This is a genomic window from Paenibacillus sp. BIC5C1, from assembly GCF_032399705.1.
In the GTDB taxonomy this organism is placed as follows: domain Bacteria; phylum Bacillota; class Bacilli; order Paenibacillales; family Paenibacillaceae; genus Paenibacillus; species Paenibacillus taichungensis_A.
The window spans coordinates 1,558,410-1,575,530 of record NZ_CP135922.1; the positions used below are offsets into that span (position 1 = coordinate 1,558,410).

A 17,121-nucleotide genomic window follows, 5' to 3' on the forward strand; every position below is an offset into this window, starting at 1 on the left:
ATGTTACAACTCCTTTTCAATTGTAGGTTCAGGAATGAGAATCTCGACTTGTTGTTCGGCTAGAAAAGTTCGCCAATCTTGGGAAGGCCATTGGTCTGTAATTAACATGTCAACGAATGACCAGTCCGCAAAACGATAACCATATCGCTTATCAAACTTGGAATGGTCAGCGAGTACAATGACCTGTTTTGCAGCCTGCATCATTTTGTGTTTGATCTTTCCTTCTTCTTCAGAGGCACTGAACCCATCCATCGTAATTCCGCCAATGCCGATAAAGGCTTTGTCTACATAATAATGGGAAAGAGTTTCAATCACTGAAGTTCCATAGACATAACGTTGCTCCTTATCGACTGTTCCGCCCAGCAAACGAATCTCGACAGCGGTATGATTGGAGAGAAGATCAGCTGAATAAATGGAATTGGTGATGACGGTACAGGACTTGCCATTTAGATTTTCGGCACAAGTCTGCACAGTAGTGGAAGAATCCAGAATAATGTGTTCGCCTTGGCGGACGATCGCGGCCGCTAGTTTGCCAATAGCTCTTTTTTCGTCGGAAATGTGGAGCAAACGATCTTTATAAGATCGGCGCTCATCTGGTGGAACGGGGAGAATTGCACCGCCGCGCGTTCGGATAATGGCATCCTGTTCTTCGAGCTTAATCAGATCCCTTCGTGCTGTGTCCCGGGAAACGTCAAAGAGGGATACAATATCATCAGCCGAAATGCGATTGTGTTTACGCAAATGTTCAATAATCAGCTGCATTCGTTCTTCCTGAAACAAACATGCCGCCTCCTTATACGTAGCTGACCGTGTATATAACTGATAGGTTAATTATAAGTACTAATAATGATATTTGCAATATTATAAGTGAATGTAAGTGTACTTAAGTTTTTTGATACTAATTTTACAAATTGCGATGATTACGGTGATAAATTTGTGAAAGACATTTTAGGCGTGTGCATGCTCTTGACCTCATGGAGAAAGAGGGGAGAGGAGTGCATACAAAAGTTTTTAAAAAAAGTGTTGCACATTTAAGTTGGCCTATGATATACTCATTCTTGTCGCCAAGAAAGACAACTTGTTTACAAGGCCCGTTGGTCAAGGGGTTAAGACACCTCCCTTTCACGGAGGTAACAGGGGTTCGAATCCCCTACGGGTCATTATCTTCACCACCTCAGGGATGTACAATCCTGATGAGGAATCCTCAAAAAGTCATAGCTCCTAAGCAAAAGAGTTACGCATGGCACATCCGGTGAAGTTACAGCAAGAGCCATTAGCTCAGTTGGTAGAGCACCTGACTTTTAATCAGGGTGTCGAAGGTTCGAGCCCTTCATGGCTCACCATTTTTATAATTGAATATGCGGTCGTGGTGGAATGGCAGACACGCTATCTTGAGGGGGTAGTGGGTGTATACCCGTGGAGGTTCGAGTCCTCTCGACCGCATCACAGCAACAAACGTATAAGATAGACTCTCATGATTATTCATGGGAGTCTATCTTTGTGTTATGAGAAAATACCAGAACGTATTCCTGGGATTAAAAGGCTGAGGATTCAGGAAGGTTGTGGTATAATTTAGGTACATGTATTGATTATTACGGTTGGAAGGCGGTTCTGTATGCAGTCGATCTATGAGCGAATTGAACACCTGATTGCCGAACGAGGAATGACCAAGAAGGCTTTCTGCCAACAGCTGAAGATCAGCACGGGCAATCTGGGTGACTGGAAACGCGGTAAATCTATTCCGAGTACGAATAAACTAATTGAGATTGCTTCGTTTTTTGATGTGAGCCTTGACTGGCTCATGATTGGACGTCCATCCAAGGAGGCGATGGTACGGGAAAAACGGGAGGATTATTTTTTTGACGTGTTGCGGCAATTGAATTGCCAAGAAGGCGAATTATCGACTGTGGAACAGTCTTTTATCAGTGAATATATTGAATTTACCCGTTATCGCAAATCCAAGGAAAGCAGAGATTTAGGTGATTTTCGTTACAAGGGAGAAGATAAGCCCAAAGGAGACGAGCTGTTGTAGTGCAAGTTAGTGAAAGCTGCAACTTGACCGAATTACCTGGGTATATAAAAAACCTCTGAACACATCCGAAACCCGTCGGAGAGTTGTTCAGAGGTTTTTTTGAACTTGTTGCATTAGTCTGTTAGACGTATAGCTTTCACTTACGGAATATGAGGTTAGGTTTACCCAAAAGATCGGATCGAAGGGCGTTCCAGATCTCAAGGCATTGCTCCTGAAGTTCCCAGGCAGCCATTCCGAGCAAACGAACACCGATCCCGCCTGAAGTGAGCAAGCTGGCCCCGGCAAGCATACGACCATCTGGGGGAAGAATTGACCGTACGGACTCCAATTGTGCTGCGCCCAATCGAGGGGCAATCATCCATAAAGCCGCAGTATGGGTGTAGTCTAACATTGCTGCGGATGATTTTGGATCGTCCGCTTCTGGTTCGAACCCGAAGCGATCCCATACGGCCAACTGCTTCCCTTGCCAGATTTCTGTCAGACTGCGATATCGCTTGAACTGAAAGGCCTCTCCCCGATGAATCCGTCCAGCGGACCAGATATCAGCATACGCAAGTATTGCTTGTTCACCCAACTCGAAGGTCGTGGTGAGTGAGGATGAGCTACCTTTAAACGGAATAACGCATTCAGGGAAGTACTCCAGCACCGCTCCTTGCTCCAGCCGAAAATGGTGGTTCACAGATGACGGAACAGTGGGTGTGGGATGAAGCCTCGTGGCTGATGTGCTGCTTAACATTAAGTGAGTGTTCTGCCCCAATTGCCATTCGGATCGATATTGATCACCGTTCAGCACGCCTGGAGAGACGTCTGAAGTGTATACACATAATTCATCTCCGCCACCCGGGGGTCGAAAGGATCGGCTGAACCGGAGAGGGGCGCTGTAATATCGATCGGTCATGACGGTGCGCCCGCCTTGGAGGGCGAACGTGGCCCGAAGCTCGCTGCGGCGTATCACGGCATCTCCAGTACTGCGGTTCAGTCCATATTCAACTCCGTGTACAGAGGGAGGTGAACTAGTGGCTGTGAGTCGTTCCGTGCTCATGGGTGTGTGTATGCAGATGCGCAGCGGAAGCATCGTCATCCATATATTGATGTTCAAGCCAATGGACGATTTCGGATACCCCTTCACCGCTCATCAGGTTCGACATCACATAAGGTCGTCCCTCACGTACCCGTTCGGTATCATCCTTCATTACTTGCAGACTTGCGCCAACATAAGGGGCGAGGTCGGTCTTATTAATCAGCAGTAGGTCAGAACGTGTAATACCCGGACCGCCTTTGCGAGGTAGCTTTTCCCCTTGAGCCACATCAATAATGTAAATGAATACGTCCGCCAGTTCCGGACTGAAAGCGGCAGAGAGGTTGTCGCCGCCGCTTTCGATAAAGATCAGCTGCAGGTCCGGGAAGCGTTCAATCAACTCATCAACGGCTTCGAAATTCATTGAGGCATCCTCACGAATAGCGGTATGCGGGCATCCCCCTGTTTCTACACCAATAATACGTTCTGGTGCGAGTGCATTCTGACGCAGTAAAATCTCGGCATCTTCCTTTGTGTATATATCATTAGTAATAACGGCCAGGCTGTAGCGTGTACGAAGTGCCTTGGACAGCTTCTCCACTAGGGCTGTTTTTCCTGAACCTACTGGCCCACCGATTCCGATTCGCATCGGGCGACTCCGATCAAATACTTTACGTTCCCATTCCGTATGATGCGTATGATTAGCTCCTCCACACATAACAAATTCCTCCTTGGTTTTGAATTAATGTAATAGTTAGGACATGAACAGACGAGCTGGCAGGCTCTCGTGCCGCATAGCGTAGATTTCCTGGGCAATACCGAAGCTGTGCATATCTTCCGGGTCTTCGTCCCGAATTTGAGACCATTCAGAATCGATATCATTCAAAAGTTTTTGAATAAGCATCTGTGCTTCGGTTTGCCCGATGGGCAGAAGACGCAGAGCGCTATTAACATAAGCATTAACTGAGGTATACAAATGTCCAGTGATGGCTTCATCCAGACCAATTTCCAGCTGATAATTGATGTAGCCGTGAATCGTTGTAATGCCGCAAAAGGCTCCGTGTTCCTGTACGGCTTCGTCGATTAGGGAAAAGTCCATCCACGGGTAAAGTGATCTCGCAAGCTTAAGTAATCGCTTCCCCATCTTGTGCCCGCTTTCCCGCAGTTCCCTGGGGGTTCGCTGCGCGTGTACACGTTTGTCGTAAAGGGCTAGAAGGGAGGCATCCTGTTGTTTAATGGCCTGGTAGACGCCTTTGATGGCAAGACCATCGAGCCGTACGAGGCTGGAATGGAGCTGGCCGCGAATGAACTGTTCCAGCTGGGCAGTAGTCCGTATTCTACCGTCATGAGTGTATGCCTCCAGACCGAACGAGTGGGAGAACCCGCCGATGGGCAGGGCCGAATCCAGCAGTTGAACATAACGGAGCAACTTCGTGCCGCTGTGCATCATTATGCGTGGCCCCCTTTGTCAAAACATGAAATAGCGTTGTGCCATCGGTAATTCGTCCGCGGGCTCACAGGTGAGAAGTTCACCATCGGCCCGTACCTCGTAGGTTTCGGGATCGACTTCAATGATGGGTGTAACGTCGTTATGAATCATGTCCTTTTTGCTCACCGAACGGCAGCCTTTGACAGGTTCCACGCGCTTGTTCAAACCTAGTGCATCCTTGATTCCTGCATCTGCTGCGGCTTGGGAGACAAAGGTGATCGACCCTTTGGTGAGTGCGCCGCCGTAAGCGCCGAACATCGGTCTGCCGAATACGGGCTGCGGCGTAGGGATCGATGCGTTGGGGTCACCCATCTGAGCGAAGGTGATCATACCGCCCTTGATGACCATCTCAGGCTTTACCCCGAAATAGGCCGGATTCCAGACGATCAGGTCTGCGAGCTTGCCAACCTCCACGGAACCAACGAGATGGCCTATGCCGTGAGCGATAGCTGGATTGATCGTATATTTGGCGACATACCTTTTGATCCGATCGTTATCGGAGGGTGAGCCTGAGGTCAGTTCAAGCTTGCCTCGCTGCTTTTTCATCTTGTCAGCGGTCTGCCAGGTGCGAATAATGACTTCGCCAACCCGGCCCATCGCCTGTGAATCGGAACTGATGATGCTGAATACACCAAGATCATGCAAAATGTCTTCGGCCGCGATCGTTTCGGGGCGAATCCGCGAATCAGCAAAGGCAACGTCTTCGGGGATCGAAGGGTCCAGATGGTGACAAACCATCAGCATATCGAGATGTTCTTCTACGGTATTGCGTGTGTAAGGACGTGTTGGGTTGGTTGAAGAGGGGATGACGTAAGACTCTCCGGCAGCACGGATAATATCTGGCGCGTGTCCGCCGCCAGCACCTTCCGTATGATAGGTGTGGATTGTGCGTCCGTTAATGGCCGCCAGTGTATTTTCGAGAAATCCGGTCTCGTTCAGCGTATCGGTATGAATGGCTACCTGGACATCATGTTCTCCGGCTGCGGTCAGACAGGCATCGATAGCACTTGGTGTTGTGCCCCAATCTTCGTGCAGTTTCAGTCCAATGACCCCGGCTTCAATCTGTTCAATTAATGGAGCGGTGCTGGAACTATTGCCTTTGCCGAGATAACCGATATTCATGGGGAATGCCTCTGCGGACTCTAACATACGGTGGATATGCCAGGCTCCGGGTGTACAGGTGGTGGCTTTGGTGCCGGTTGCAGGTCCTGTACCACCACCGATCATGGTTGTTACACCTGAAGATAATGCCGTTTGAATCTGTTGTGGACAAATAAAATGAATATGGGTATCAATGCCTCCTGCGGTCACAATCATGCCTTCCCCGGCAATGATTTCGGTCGATGCGCCAATAACCAGCGCGGGATCGACTCCGTCCATCGTATCCGGGTTACCGGATTTTCCGATTGCGCAGATGTGGCCGTCGCGAATACCGATATCTGCTTTTACAATCCCCCAATGATCAATGATGACGGCGTTGGTAATGACGGTATCGGGTGTCCCATCACTGCGAAGGGCTGATGTGGACTGACCCATCCCGTCACGAATAACCTTGCCGCCGCCGAATTTGCTTTCATCTCCGTAAACTGCATAATCATGCTCAATCTCTGCCCATAGTTCCGTATCCGCCAGTCTGACAGCATCCCCGGTTGTAGGTCCGAACATGGACGCGTATTGTTCGCGGCTCATTCGTTTCATAGAGGTTCCCCTCCGTTCTGCACAGGGGGTGCGAATGTCTTCAGAAATGTTTCCAGTTTCTGTGGATCAGGTGGCTGATCGGCTGATCCTTCGGTTAGTCCGTTAAATCCATAAATCTGACGTTTGCCGCCAAATGTGGTGAGTTCGACCGGTTTTTCCTCACCGGGTTCAAAACGAACAGCGGTGCCTGCCGGAATATGCAGGCGATGTCCGAAAGCGGAAGCGCGATCAAAGTCCAGCGCAGCATTGACTTCATAGAAATGAACGTGAGAACCAACCTGAACCGGACGGTCGCCGCGGTTCAGTACAATCAGACGCACGGTTAAGCGATCGGGATGACAGATGATCTCATCATCCTGTTTTAAGCGATATTCACCTGGGATCATGGAGTTCTCCTGCCTTTCTCAGCGTATAGGTTCATGGACAGTGACCAGTTTTGTTCCGTCAGGAAAAGTGGCTTCCACCTGTACCTCAGGAATCATATCGGGTACACCTTCCATGCAGTCTTCGCGTGTCAGGATCGTGCCGCCGTATCTCATCAACTCTGCAACACTCATGCCATCGCGTGCACGTTCCATGAGCTCGGAGGTCAACAATGCGATAGCTTCGGGAACATTCAGTTTCAGTCCGCGTCCTCTGCGTTCGCGGGCGAGGTTAGCAGCCACGGTAATCAGGAGTTTTTCTTTTTCCTGCTCAGTCCAGTGCAAGGTAATCCGACCTTTCCCTTAGATAGTCTATGTCGTCATGGATCATGTTATATGTTAAATATACTCACACAGGGTGGACCCTTTGTCAATATGGTTCCAATTATATTAGCAGCATGCATGAAACGAGTATGCATAAAATAAAATTGTGTAAGCATTATTGACACGGTGAGTGTAAGACTCCATAATTTGGATCAACGAACATTTCGGACATATATGACCTTAATGTTCGTCAATAGACTAAAAAAAGGGAGTGTAGGCTATTGAAGAAGAGGTCGGTCAAGTTATGGAGTGTTTTGCTCGGTGCAGTCATTGCGTTGACAGGATGTGTGGAGGGTGGAACGTCACCTGAGGCATCGGGTTCCGGTGGGGCGGGAGAGCCAGCTTCATCCGGAGATACGATTAAAGTAGGTGTTCTTCACTCCCTGAGTGGAACGATGGCAATCAGTGAAGTGTCGGTTAAGGATGCGGAGATGCTTGCCATTGAAGAGATCAATGCAGCGGGCGGAGTTCTGGGTAAACAGATCGAGCCTGTGGTCGAGGATGGCGCTTCCGATTGGCCTACATTTGCAGAGAAAGCTGGGAAGCTGCTGCAGCAGGATAAAGTAGCCGCTGTGTTTGGCGGATGGACCTCTGCGAGCAGGAAGGCGATGCTTCCGGTGTTTGAGCAGAACAAAGGTCTGTTGTTCTACCCGGTGCAATATGAGGGATTGGAATCATCACCCAACATTTTTTATACAGGAGCGACAACGAATCAGCAGATCGTTCCATCCGTAACCTGGTTGCTCGAGAACAGGGGCAAGAAGTTTTACCTGCTGGGTTCGGATTATGTTTTCCCGAAAACCGCCAATCAGGTTATTAAAGCTCAGCTTGCAGCTGAGGGCGGTGAAGTGGTGGGGGAGGAATATACACCGCTGGGACATACGGATTACAGTACAATTATCAGCAAAATCAAGGCTGCCAAGCCGGATATTGTATACAACACGCTGAACGGAGACAGCAATGTCGCCTTTTTCAAACAATTAAAGGATGCCGGGATCTCTTCGGAACAGTTGACAACTCTGTCAGTGAGTGTGGCGGAGGAAGAAATTCGGGGGATTGGTGCTGATGTATTGAAAGGGCATTTGGCCTCCTGGAACTATTATCAGACAACAGAAACACCTGAAAATAAAACATTTGTAGAGAAATATAAAGAAAAATACGGAGCTGACCGGGTGACGGCCGATCCGATTGAAGCGGGATATGTGGCCGTTTATCTGTGGAAAGCAGCCGTGGAAAAAGCCGGATCAACCGATGTTGAAAAGGTGAAGGAGGCCGCCAAAGGTCTGGAATTCGATGCACCGGAAGGAAAAGTGACGGTGGACGGAGAGAACCAGCATATCTACAAAACGGTGCGGATTGGCGAAGTGCAGGAAGATGGACAGTTCAAGGAATTGTGGAACTCCGGCGCACCCGTCAAACCTGATCCATATCTGAAAACGTACGAGTGGGGCGCTTCCCTCAGTGCCAAATAGCGCAGGCTTTTCACGCCAAAATTGCTGAATAACAGATGAGGGTGAGACAACACACCCTCATACAACATTACGGTAAAGCGTTGATGTGAAACGTTAATGATGTCTTCTATAAAATTAGATGTTCACAGCATGGGAGGGAAAAGTGATGGATATGTTTGTCCTGCAAATGTTCAATGGGTTAAGCATCAGTTCCATCCTGTTGCTGATTGCATTGGGACTCGCGGTTACATTTGGGTTGATGAATGTCATTAACATGGCGCATGGTGAATTGATCATGATCGGCGCTTACGCTACGTATGTGACGCAAAATCTGTTCATTTCGTATGCTCCGCAAGCGTGGTTCGATGTCTACTTTATTGTGGCTCTGCCTATCGCCTTTGGTGTGGCGGCTCTTATAGGCTGGTTGCTGGAAGTGGTGCTGATCAGGCATCTGTATGGGAGGCCGCTCGACAGTCTGCTTGCTACATGGGGTGTGGGCATGATGCTGCAACAATTGGCCCGAACGATATTTGGGGCGCCAAATGTAGGGGTATCCAGTCCTGCTTGGCTCAACGGAGGTTTGACCGTCGCGGACGGTATTGTGTTTCCGTATAAACGTCTTTTCATTATCGCGCTGGTTGTGATTGTGTTGCTCTGCATGTATCTATACATCTATCGGACTTCTTCCGGGAGACGGATGAGGGCCGTGATGCAGAATCGAAGCATGGCGGGCTGTCTTGGGATTTCCACCAGGCGAGTGGATGGCATGACCTTTGCGATTGGTTCAGGCATTGCCGGCATCGCTGGATGTGCGTTGACACTTATCGGCCCGATTGGTCCTTCGCTGGGCACGTATTATATCGTGGATGCATTCATGGTGGTTGTACTGGGCGGTGTGGGGAAACTGGTGGGAACTGTGTGTGGTGCACTCGGCATTGGCATGTTCAACACGTTATTTGAAACGTATACCTCAGCCTCCATCGGTAAGGTGCTGGTGTTTGTCTGTATTGTAGCTTTCCTGCAATGGAAGCCACGTGGGCTCGTTGCCATACGGACCCGGAGTCTCGATTAATGCGAAGAAGGGGGTTATATGATGTCGGCACTTCTCAAGACGGGTAGTCTGAAAATGAAGATCATCTGGGCGGTTGTCCTGATTATGATGTGTCTGGCTCCACTCATTTCCACGGAGTTCCGGCTTAGTTTGTTGGCGAAATTCCTGGCCCTGGCCATTCTGGCGATCGGTCTGGATCTGATCTGGGGATATGGAGGAGTGCTTAGTCTGGGGCATGGCGTATTCTTCGGACTTGGTGGGTACGCCATGGCGATGTATCTGAAGCTGCAGGCGAGCGGTACAACACTTCCAGACTTTATGGGATGGAGTGGTCTTAGCGGTCTGCCGTGGTTCTGGGAACCATTCAGGTCATTCCCGATGGCACTATTGCTGGGCATTGCTCTTCCGGCATTGCTGGCCTTTGCTCTGGGGTGGTTCACGTTCCGTAACCGGATCACCGGTGTGTATTTTACAATTCTGACCCAAGCATTAGTCCTTATTACAGTAACGTTATTTGTGGGCAAACAGGAATGGACGGGAGGGACTAACGGTATAACGGGATATAACGCAATCTTTGGTTTTACCCTTCATTCGGCAGGGACAACGATTGCTCTTTACTATATAACGCTTGCTGTTCTGGTGATTGCCTATCTGCTGTGTCGCCGGGTTGTGAACAGCAGGTTCGGTCAGGTGCTTGAAGCTGCGCGGGATGGGGAGAATCGGGTTCGCTTTCTAGGCTATGACCCGGCAGGGTTCAAAACGCTGGCCTTTGCCCTTTCCGGAGCGCTGGCGGGAATCGCTGGTATGTTATTTGTGCTCCAGGTAGGGATCATCTCGCCTTCCATGATGGGAATCGTGCCTTCAATTGAAATGGTGTTATGGGTTGCCTTGGGCGGTCGTGGAACGCTGATTGGTGCGGTAATCGGAGCGGTGGTGCTGAACGCAGCCAAAACGGGCATCAGTGAAGCTTATCCCGAAGGTTGGTTGTTTGTCATTGGTGGGCTCTTTGTAACCGTGGTCTTGTTCATGCCGAATGGGCTTGTTGGTGTATACCGTCATGTGGTGCGCTTGCTGAAACGGAGAGGAGAGGTTGTGCATGTTCCAGTCAGTCAGGAAAAACCAAAAGTCTACTGACGTTCCGGTAGTCCTGGTCGCCGACGACATTACGGTGGCATTTGGCGGTTTTGTTGCGGTCAAAGGCATGAATCTGAAGCTGCATGAACATGATCTGCATTTTCTGATCGGCCCCAATGGTGCGGGGAAAACAACGATGCTGGATGTGATTTGCGGCAAAACCAAGCCCTTGTCCGGTACAGTGAAGATGGCTGATGGCACGGATTTGACACGTCTGAAGGAGTACCAGATTGTTCGAAAAGGGATAGGGCGCAAGTTCCAGGCGCCATCCATCTTTGCTGGTCTGACCGTGCAGGAGAACCTGACGCTGGCTGCGGAGACCCGTCGTTCTCCTTTACAGGCTCTAGGTATTCAACGGTATTCAAAAATAAGTCCGGCCATGGAGCGGATTACGCTCCAGATTGGTCTGCAGGATCGTGTGGATGCGCGTGCGGGGGCACTATCACATGGGGAAAAGCAGTGGCTTGAGATTGGCATGCTGCTCCTGCAGGAACCCCGTGTATTGCTGCTGGATGAGCCGGCAGCGGGGATGACGGACGAAGAAACACATAAGACGGGCAGACTACTGCAGGAGATTGCGCGAGAAAGGTCTGTTGTGGTAGTGGAGCATGATATGGAATTCGTTCGCGAGTATGCAGCCAAAGTGACGGTGATGCATGAAGGCAAGCTTCTAAAGGAAGGTACGATGGCGCAAGTGCAGGAAGATCCAAGAGTGGCTGAAGTGTACCTGGGCAAAAGGAGGGATGACCATGTTGTCGCTGCAACGAATTGAGTCCGGTTATGGGGAAAGCAATGTGCTGCGCGGTGTGAATCTGGATGTCGAGCCTGGTCAGGTGGTATGCCTGATGGGGCGTAATGGTGTGGGGAAAACCACCTTAATGAAGACGTTGATGGGCCTTCTTAAAACGCGCAAAGGAAGTATTCAGTGGAAAGGTCAGGAATTATCCACCCACGATCCGGCCAAGCGGGCCAGGTCGGGGATTGGATATGTGCCACAGGGTCGAGAAATCTTCCCCCAGCTAACAGTGAAGGAAAATCTGCTACTGGGTCTGGAGACAAGTGCAGTGGGGGAAAAGACGTTCCCCGAGGATGTGCTGGCGATGTTTCCGGTGCTTGCCACGATGTATGGGCGGCAGGGTGGTGATCTGAGTGGCGGGCAGCAACAGCAGTTGGCATTTGCCCGCGCGCTGGCTTCACGGCCTGGACTATTGCTTCTGGATGAGCCGACAGAAGGCATTCAGCCTTCTATCGTAGAGGATATCCGGCAGGTCATTTTGAAAATTAAGGAAAAGGGTGAAATCTCCGTATTGCTGGTGGAACAAAGTATTGATTTTGTTCGCGGTGCTGCAGATTATATCTATGTAATGGACAAAGGGGCGATTGCACTGCAAGGAACACCGCGAGAGCTGGATATGTCGCAGTTTGAGCACCATCTGTCTGTGTAGTTAAGGATCTTGGTGTAGGGTCAGTTCAGGGACGCTTGTCCAGAATGTTGGAGTACTTTGGATAGAGTCTTCGGATGCAATCTGGGCAGATATCATGGGTAAATTCGGCATGAGTGTGCTTCTCCAAATAACTCTCAACAGAGTTCCAACTGTCCTGTTCATCCTTGATTTGTTTGCAGACAGCGCAGATGGGAAGTAGTCCACGCAAAGTACGCACTTCAGACAGGGCCTTCTTCAATTGGCGTTCTGTCTGTTTCTGTTCGGTAACATCCGTGTGTGCAATCAATGCGAGATCAGACAGCAGGGATGGGGCGGCCTGAATCAATGGGGTGAGTTCCAGTCGGAACCACCGCTGTTCGTTGTGGACAGTTTGGACGGAGATGTCGTATGTATAACTGTCTTTAAAAGGTGCGGTCATGCTTTTTAACTCCTGAACGATCTTTGTATTCTTTGCTTTCTCCTCGCATGATGCCCACTCCTCTACAAGATGGAGGTAATGGGGTGGTTTAGATGCTGTTCTGGAGGGGCCTGTTATGCTTGGTTTGGGAAGCAGCTGCCCGAGTCCGTGTTGCCAAGCGGTGTTGCAGCTTCGGATGATCCAGTTGTGGTCAACGATGATAAGCTGGTGCTGTATGGACTGGAACGATAATCTCTCCAGATCGGATATTAAGTATCTCATGAAATGAGCTCCTCCTTGGCAGAAATCTTATCTTAAATCATCAGGTATTTCCAAAATGTCAGCGACCTGGTTCCTGAACCGGGTTGCTTTGCGTGTGCCGTGAATGAGATTGGACAGGCGGTATGGCGGAATGTCATACTGTTCACAAAATGTCTTTTGGTCGACCTGGAGTTCGGTTAGACGTCGTTTAATGGCCCATCCGAAAGGAGTCACAGGTTTCTTTTTGTTCAAAAGGGTTCACCCCTCGTTGGAATGTAGTGTTCAGCTGGTTATTCTCGGTGTAAAATATATAGATATGCGAGCTGTATGTTTCATTATATACGTATTTGCGTCATCTAACAATTAAAAAAGACGGAAATAAGTGTATTTTAATATGTTAAATGGCGTAAATGCGTTAAATAGACAAAATAATTGACATAAAAAACACGCCAACAATGGGGTTGCGGCGTGTTTTTTATATTTTTACAGTGTGAGGAGGCGGGTTAGGGATGGAAAAGGGCTAGATTAGGCTCTATAGGCGTGAAGCCCTGCTCCAAGCATGTGAAAGCTTGGGAACGACGTTTTCATGGACATTGAGGTTGGTTGTACCAGTCCATCGGCAGCGGTGGCGCTGACGGTATGCCATTCATGCTCCAGATCTGCGGCCAGGCGAACCAGCAGGTCCTGGATTGTATCGATATGAAGAGGAATCACTTTGGAGGCTTCGGTTATGCAGGCACTCATGGCTGAATGCAGATAACCAAGGACCGCCTCCTCGACAGGGATTTCGAGGTGGTGGTTAATCCAGGCGTGAACGGTGGAGAGGCAGCCGACGGATTCATACTTAGCCAGGGTTTGTTCGAGGTGGCTAAAATCAATCCAGGGGTGGAGTGCACGAGCCAGTTTAATCAGTCGTTTGCCCATTGTGGAGGCGTGTTCTCTAAGATTAACTGGTGTCCGCTGGACGTGGACGAGCTTGTCGATGAGTGCTGTACGCCATGCGTCATTATGATCTGCGGCGGTGTATATGCCTTTAATCGCCATGCCTTCCAGACGCGCGATGCTGGGGTGCAATTGGCAGCGCATGAATGATTCGAGATCTTCGGCGTTACGAATGGTACCTTCAGCGATATGGGCATCCATTCCGAAGGAATGAGTGAAGCCTCCAACCTGGATAGAGGAATCAAGCAGTTTGACGTAATCGAGCAGCTTATTCCCACGGTTCACAATCTTTCGCCTCCTACGTTCGTTAAATGTTATGTTAAATAACATTTATACTCCTTTTTAGTTCGCTTTATGTTTGTAAATCCGAATTATATGATATATATATTCACATAAATATCCGCTTTTTGTCAACATATTCTTGTTTTTTAAATATTAAATCTATTTAATGTTATTTTATATAACTTAATTAGTTATGTTATGCTGAGGAGATGTAAAGGATGGCAATACAAATTAAGTAGAGTGATCAGCCTAATTGGATATACAAAGGAGATCAAATTTAATCATATGCACTTCGTAGGAGAAAATGACGAGATTATACGATTTATGGAAGGAAAAATGCAGTTAAAATGATTTTAATAAAAATACTTTACTTTTAAACATGAACCGGGTATAATCAATTCTGTTGCCGATTATTTACGACATGCGGTCGTGGTGGAATGGCAGACACGCTATCTTGAGGGGGTAGTGGGTGTATACCCGTGGAGGTTCGAGTCCTCTCGACCGCATCATAAGAATGATTAGGAAGAAGCTTCCCGTATGGGGAGCTTCTTTTTTTGTGTTTTTTTACAATCAAGATGAGTCCAGACAAAAAAAAGGTCACCCGTTTCCCCTGAATGCATGCTCATTCTGTCTGCCGGGGTCGGATGGCCTTCACTTGTTATTTAAGCAATTCTTTGATGTCCGCTTCAATTTTATCAGGTGTTGTTTTGGGAGCATACCGTTTCAGAACACGTCCGTTCTGGTCCACAAGAAATTTGGTAAAGTTCCATTTGATGGCTTTGGAGCCGAGTACGCCCGGTGCTTCTTTGGTAAGGTGTTGGAATAGAGGGTGAGCGCTTGAACCATTCACATCGATTTTCTCGAACATCGGGAAGCTGACACCATAGTTCATCTGACAGAACTCGGCAATATCATCAGAGGAGCCTTTTTCCTGTGCAAACTGGTTGCTTGGAAAACCAAGAACTTCAAATGGGGAGTCTTTGAACTTGTCCTGAAGCTCTTGCAGACCTTTAAATTGAGGTGTGAGGCCGCATTGGCTTGCTGTATTCACGATAAGCAGTACTTTGTCACGATAGTTGGACATTTCAACTTCCTGACCGCGAAGGGTGTTTACTTTGTAGTCGTAGACTGACATGAAAATCGCCTCCATTTCATATTCTTCTTTCTTCTATTATATTGATTGCAATTAAATATTGCAAAATTAATATTGCTTTTTTAACTCAATTTGAACCTGTCGTGTATGATCTGTGACTGATTTAATGCCTAATTTTCGCTAAAGAGAGAATTAGAGAGCTTTGATGAGATGGGTAGAGAATAGAGTCGTTGTAAGCGCTATTATTGATGGGAAATGGCAAAAATCCGTCGATTCGGTGATCTGCGCAGACTTTACACCAATATGGCACGGGTGTATGATTCATATCGTAATTCCAATTTAAATTAAATTTTACATGAAAAACGAAACAAACGATAATATCGCTCTGATTAATGATTATAAAAGAACGATGTTTTAATCGCTGAGTTTCCATTCATTCATGGGTGGGAAACGGGGGAACCAACAGGATGAACTGTCCAGGACAGTAGGCATCCATGGGGTGAATTTTCCGGTGACAGCCGGAAATAGGGCGACTCTCGCGCCCGAATCCGTCAGCTAACCTCGTAAGCGTTAAAGGGAGAGGCAACAAGCCGTACGCTGGTTCATAGTGTCTTTTTGCTATGGATTATTGAAGAAGCGTCCGGGAGGCCTTGGTCCCCCACGCTTCTTTTTTGTTGTCTTTTCACGCCAAGGGAGGAACGAATGATGGATAAAGAGATGATCTTAGTGACTGCTCCAAATGAAGCAGGACGTAAATTTATCAAATTGCTGATGTACAAAAAAATGCCGTTTGCCGTTCTGACCAACAGTGCAGGGGAAGAGCGCAGGCTCCGGAGAATCGGTGTGGAGCATGTTATTCGCATGAACACGGCTGCAGCTCAGAAATGGTTTTTGCCGCAAGGCAGTGTCGGCAATGTTTTTATTTTTGAAAATAGCCTAAACCTGACCTGTCGATATTTGCAGATTTGCCGCTCCTGGACGTCCAAGTCCTTGTGTGTCATTACGGAACAAAGCCATCCCAAAGGGATCTATCGGGGAATGGGCGCAGACCGTATTGTATATTCCTTGAATGGGGAAGTTGGGTTTCTGCTTAATGGCTAGTGGTTAGTACTATTCCTGTGATTGATCCAGTGTCAGCTGCCTGTTATAATTGAAATCATAAATAAATGGAATCTTGAGGAGACTCATGCATGATGGTGGGTCTTCTTTTTTATGGTTTGGGAAATAGGGAAATTTCCTGTGGCTAACGAGGAGGAATAGGCGTGCCGGATGTACGTGGAATACAATGGTTATTCTTTGATGTGGGGGATACGCTCGTGGACGAATGGGAGCCGGTAGATGATATTATCGGTCAATTCGTTCGTGAAGCTTGTGCGCTTGGTTATCAGGTGGAGATGCAGACGGTGCGAGATATATTTGCCGCCTCCTACCGAAATTACGAGCAATGGCCGATGAAATTGGCTATTCGTACCCTTATCAGCGACGAGGGGCACCGGGAACAGATACAGGAGAAGCTGAAGTTCCGCAAAGAGCTTGAGCGCCCCTTCGCGTCAGCCGACGCTGTTCTCCAGACGTTGTCGCAGCACTATAAGATTGGTATCATTGCCAATCAGAGCCCAGGGACGGAAAATCGGCTGGATAGCTACGGCTTGCGCAAGTATGTGGATGTGCTGGCCTGTTCGGCTGAAGAAGGAGTGTCCAAGCCTGATCCTGAATTGTATGCTGTAGCATTGAAACAGGCTGGATGTAAACCCGAGGAAGCGGTCATGATCGGCGACAGGATTGATAATGATATTATTCCGGCTAAGAAGCTGGGTATGCACACGATCCGGATTTTGCAGGGTTATGGCAGGTTCCAGCCGGAGCTTGCAGATGCAGAGCGTCCAGACTGGACTGTTGAATCGCTGGAGGAACTCCTTCCATTGTTAATGGTAACTCAAAGTTCAGATAACTAAATAAGAGCAGTATGTAAGATCTAATAGGTATGGATCAGGTGGCTGCTCAAACATATAAAAGGCTGATCATCTCAAGGTAGACGTTACTTGAGTTGATCAGCCTTTTTGAGTTAGACAAAATTCCGTG

Annotated in this window: 20 protein-coding genes, 4 tRNA genes, 1 pseudogene and 1 riboswitch; of the genes and pseudogenes, 14 read left to right on the top strand and 11 right to left on the bottom strand. The window is 48.3% G+C overall.

Annotation, left to right across the window (positions count from 1 at the left end; genetic code table 11):
• Window positions 1-3: 3 nt before the first annotated feature.
• Window positions 4-780, bottom strand: a complete 777-nt coding sequence (locus RS891_RS06955) for a DeoR/GlpR family DNA-binding transcription regulator (protein ID WP_315794881.1) — start codon at window positions 778-780, stop codon at window positions 4-6.
• Window positions 781-1,088: 308 nt separating this feature from the next.
• Between RS891_RS06955 and RS891_RS06960 the strand changes: the two genes are divergently transcribed.
• The 4 genes from RS891_RS06960 (at window position 1,089) to RS891_RS06975 (ending at window position 2,032) form a co-directional block, all read left to right on the top strand.
• Window positions 1,089-1,160: transfer RNA gene (locus RS891_RS06960), tRNA-Glu, on the top strand.
• 107 nt (window positions 1,161-1,267) lie between these two features.
• Window positions 1,268-1,343, top strand: a tRNA-Lys gene (locus RS891_RS06965).
• A 17-nt stretch (window positions 1,344-1,360) separates the two neighbouring features.
• Window positions 1,361-1,443, top strand: a tRNA-Leu gene (locus tag RS891_RS06970).
• A gap of 172 nt (window positions 1,444-1,615) precedes the next feature.
• Entirely contained in the window at window positions 1,616-2,032 is a 417-nt protein-coding gene (locus RS891_RS06975) for a helix-turn-helix domain-containing protein (protein WP_315794882.1), read from the top strand.
• A 136-nt stretch (window positions 2,033-2,168) separates the two neighbouring features.
• Here the strand turns inward: RS891_RS06975 and RS891_RS06980 are convergent, their stop codons facing one another.
• Genes RS891_RS06980 through RS891_RS07005 form a run of 6 tightly spaced genes read right to left on the bottom strand, consistent with a single transcriptional unit; the run spans window position 2,169 to window position 6,944 of the window.
• Complete coding sequence (locus RS891_RS06980; protein ID WP_315794883.1) at window positions 2,169-2,987, bottom strand: urease accessory protein UreD; 819 nt, start codon at window positions 2,985-2,987, stop codon at window positions 2,169-2,171.
• A gap of 58 nt (window positions 2,988-3,045) precedes the next feature.
• Window positions 3,046-3,768: an urease accessory protein UreG gene (ureG, locus tag RS891_RS06985; protein ID WP_315794884.1), complete on the bottom strand. Its 723-nt coding sequence runs from the start codon at window positions 3,766-3,768 to the stop codon at window positions 3,046-3,048.
• A gap of 36 nt (window positions 3,769-3,804) precedes the next feature.
• Entirely contained in the window at window positions 3,805-4,500 is a 696-nt protein-coding gene (locus tag RS891_RS06990; protein WP_315794885.1) for an urease accessory protein UreF, read from the bottom strand.
• Between the two features lie 18 nt (window positions 4,501-4,518).
• Window positions 4,519-6,237, bottom strand: a complete 1,719-nt coding sequence (gene ureC / locus RS891_RS06995; RefSeq protein WP_113051872.1) for an urease subunit alpha — start codon at window positions 6,235-6,237, stop codon at window positions 4,519-4,521.
• Window positions 6,234-6,623 (bottom strand): urease subunit beta, encoded by a 390-nt coding sequence (locus RS891_RS07000; RefSeq protein ID WP_113051873.1) that lies wholly within the window; start codon window positions 6,621-6,623, stop codon window positions 6,234-6,236. The genes ureC and RS891_RS07000 overlap by 4 nt, the downstream gene beginning before the upstream one ends.
• Before the next feature lie 18 nt (window positions 6,624-6,641).
• A complete protein-coding gene (locus RS891_RS07005) occupies window positions 6,642-6,944 on the bottom strand; it encodes an urease subunit gamma (protein ID WP_076291707.1) in 303 nt (100 codons plus the stop codon).
• 260 nt (window positions 6,945-7,204) lie between these two features.
• Between RS891_RS07005 and urtA the strand changes: the two genes are divergently transcribed.
• The 5 genes from urtA (at window position 7,205) to urtE (ending at window position 12,064) form a co-directional block, all read left to right on the top strand.
• On the top strand, window positions 7,205-8,455 hold the full coding sequence (gene urtA / locus RS891_RS07010; RefSeq protein WP_315794886.1) for an urea ABC transporter substrate-binding protein: 1,251 nt from the start codon (window positions 7,205-7,207) through the stop codon (window positions 8,453-8,455).
• A 145-nt stretch (window positions 8,456-8,600) separates the two neighbouring features.
• Window positions 8,601-9,506: an urea ABC transporter permease subunit UrtB gene (urtB, locus tag RS891_RS07015; RefSeq protein ID WP_315794887.1), complete on the top strand. Its 906-nt coding sequence runs from the start codon at window positions 8,601-8,603 to the stop codon at window positions 9,504-9,506.
• Window positions 9,507-9,524: 18 nt separating this feature from the next.
• Window positions 9,525-10,619, top strand: coding sequence for an urea ABC transporter permease subunit UrtC (gene urtC / locus RS891_RS07020; RefSeq protein WP_315794888.1), 1,095 nt, complete (start codon window positions 9,525-9,527; stop codon window positions 10,617-10,619).
• Window positions 10,582-11,391 carry an urea ABC transporter ATP-binding protein UrtD gene (gene urtD / locus RS891_RS07025; RefSeq protein ID WP_315794889.1) on the top strand — a complete coding sequence of 270 codons (810 nt, stop codon included), beginning with the start codon at window positions 10,582-10,584 and terminating at the stop codon, window positions 11,389-11,391. The genes urtC and urtD overlap by 38 nt, the downstream gene beginning before the upstream one ends.
• Window positions 11,369-12,064 carry an urea ABC transporter ATP-binding subunit UrtE gene (gene urtE, locus RS891_RS07030; RefSeq protein ID WP_113051878.1) on the top strand — a complete coding sequence of 232 codons (696 nt, stop codon included), beginning with the start codon at window positions 11,369-11,371 and terminating at the stop codon, window positions 12,062-12,064. The genes urtD and urtE overlap by 23 nt, the downstream gene beginning before the upstream one ends.
• A 25-nt stretch (window positions 12,065-12,089) precedes the next feature.
• Here urtE and RS891_RS07035 read toward each other — a convergent pair whose 3' ends face one another.
• Window positions 12,090-12,482: a hypothetical protein gene (locus RS891_RS07035; protein ID WP_315794890.1), complete on the bottom strand. Its 393-nt coding sequence runs from the start codon at window positions 12,480-12,482 to the stop codon at window positions 12,090-12,092.
• A gap of 78 nt (window positions 12,483-12,560) precedes the next feature.
• Between RS891_RS07035 and RS891_RS07040 the strand changes: the two genes are divergently transcribed.
• Window positions 12,561-12,713 (top strand): hypothetical protein, encoded by a 153-nt coding sequence (locus tag RS891_RS07040; RefSeq protein ID WP_315794891.1) that lies wholly within the window; start codon window positions 12,561-12,563, stop codon window positions 12,711-12,713.
• A gap of 57 nt (window positions 12,714-12,770) precedes the next feature.
• Here RS891_RS07040 and RS891_RS07045 read toward each other — a convergent pair whose 3' ends face one another.
• Window positions 12,771-12,974, bottom strand: coding sequence for a hypothetical protein (locus RS891_RS07045; RefSeq protein WP_024629318.1), 204 nt, complete (start codon window positions 12,972-12,974; stop codon window positions 12,771-12,773).
• A 273-nt stretch (window positions 12,975-13,247) separates the two neighbouring features.
• A complete protein-coding gene (locus tag RS891_RS07050; RefSeq protein WP_315794892.1) occupies window positions 13,248-13,994 on the bottom strand; it encodes an urease accessory protein UreF in 747 nt (248 codons plus the stop codon).
• Between the two features lie 375 nt (window positions 13,995-14,369).
• Between RS891_RS07050 and RS891_RS07055 the strand changes: the two genes are divergently transcribed.
• Together RS891_RS07055 and RS891_RS31650 are read left to right on the top strand one after the other, a co-directional pair.
• A tRNA-Leu gene (locus RS891_RS07055) sits at window positions 14,370-14,452 on the top strand.
• Between the two features lie 108 nt (window positions 14,453-14,560).
• Window positions 14,561-14,629, top strand: a pseudogene (locus RS891_RS31650) (hypothetical protein); the annotation flags it as partial.
• On the opposite strand, the gene RS891_RS07060 reads toward RS891_RS31650, so the two are convergent.
• On the bottom strand, window positions 14,605-15,081 hold the full coding sequence (locus tag RS891_RS07060) for a glutathione peroxidase (protein ID WP_024629320.1): 477 nt from the start codon (window positions 15,079-15,081) through the stop codon (window positions 14,605-14,607). The pseudogene RS891_RS31650 and the gene RS891_RS07060 overlap by 25 nt on opposite strands.
• A 367-nt stretch (window positions 15,082-15,448) precedes the next feature.
• Window positions 15,449-15,624, top strand: a riboswitch (cyclic di-AMP (ydaO/yuaA leader).
• A 117-nt stretch (window positions 15,625-15,741) separates the two neighbouring features.
• Between RS891_RS07060 and RS891_RS07065 the strand changes: the two genes are divergently transcribed.
• Together RS891_RS07065 and RS891_RS07070 are read left to right on the top strand one after the other, a co-directional pair.
• Entirely contained in the window at window positions 15,742-16,140 is a 399-nt protein-coding gene (locus tag RS891_RS07065; protein ID WP_228469185.1) for an HAD family hydrolase, read from the top strand.
• Window positions 16,141-16,301: 161 nt separating this feature from the next.
• Window positions 16,302-16,994 carry an HAD family hydrolase gene (locus RS891_RS07070; protein WP_181586467.1) on the top strand — a complete coding sequence of 231 codons (693 nt, stop codon included), beginning with the start codon at window positions 16,302-16,304 and terminating at the stop codon, window positions 16,992-16,994.
• Window positions 16,995-17,121 lie beyond the last annotated feature (127 nt).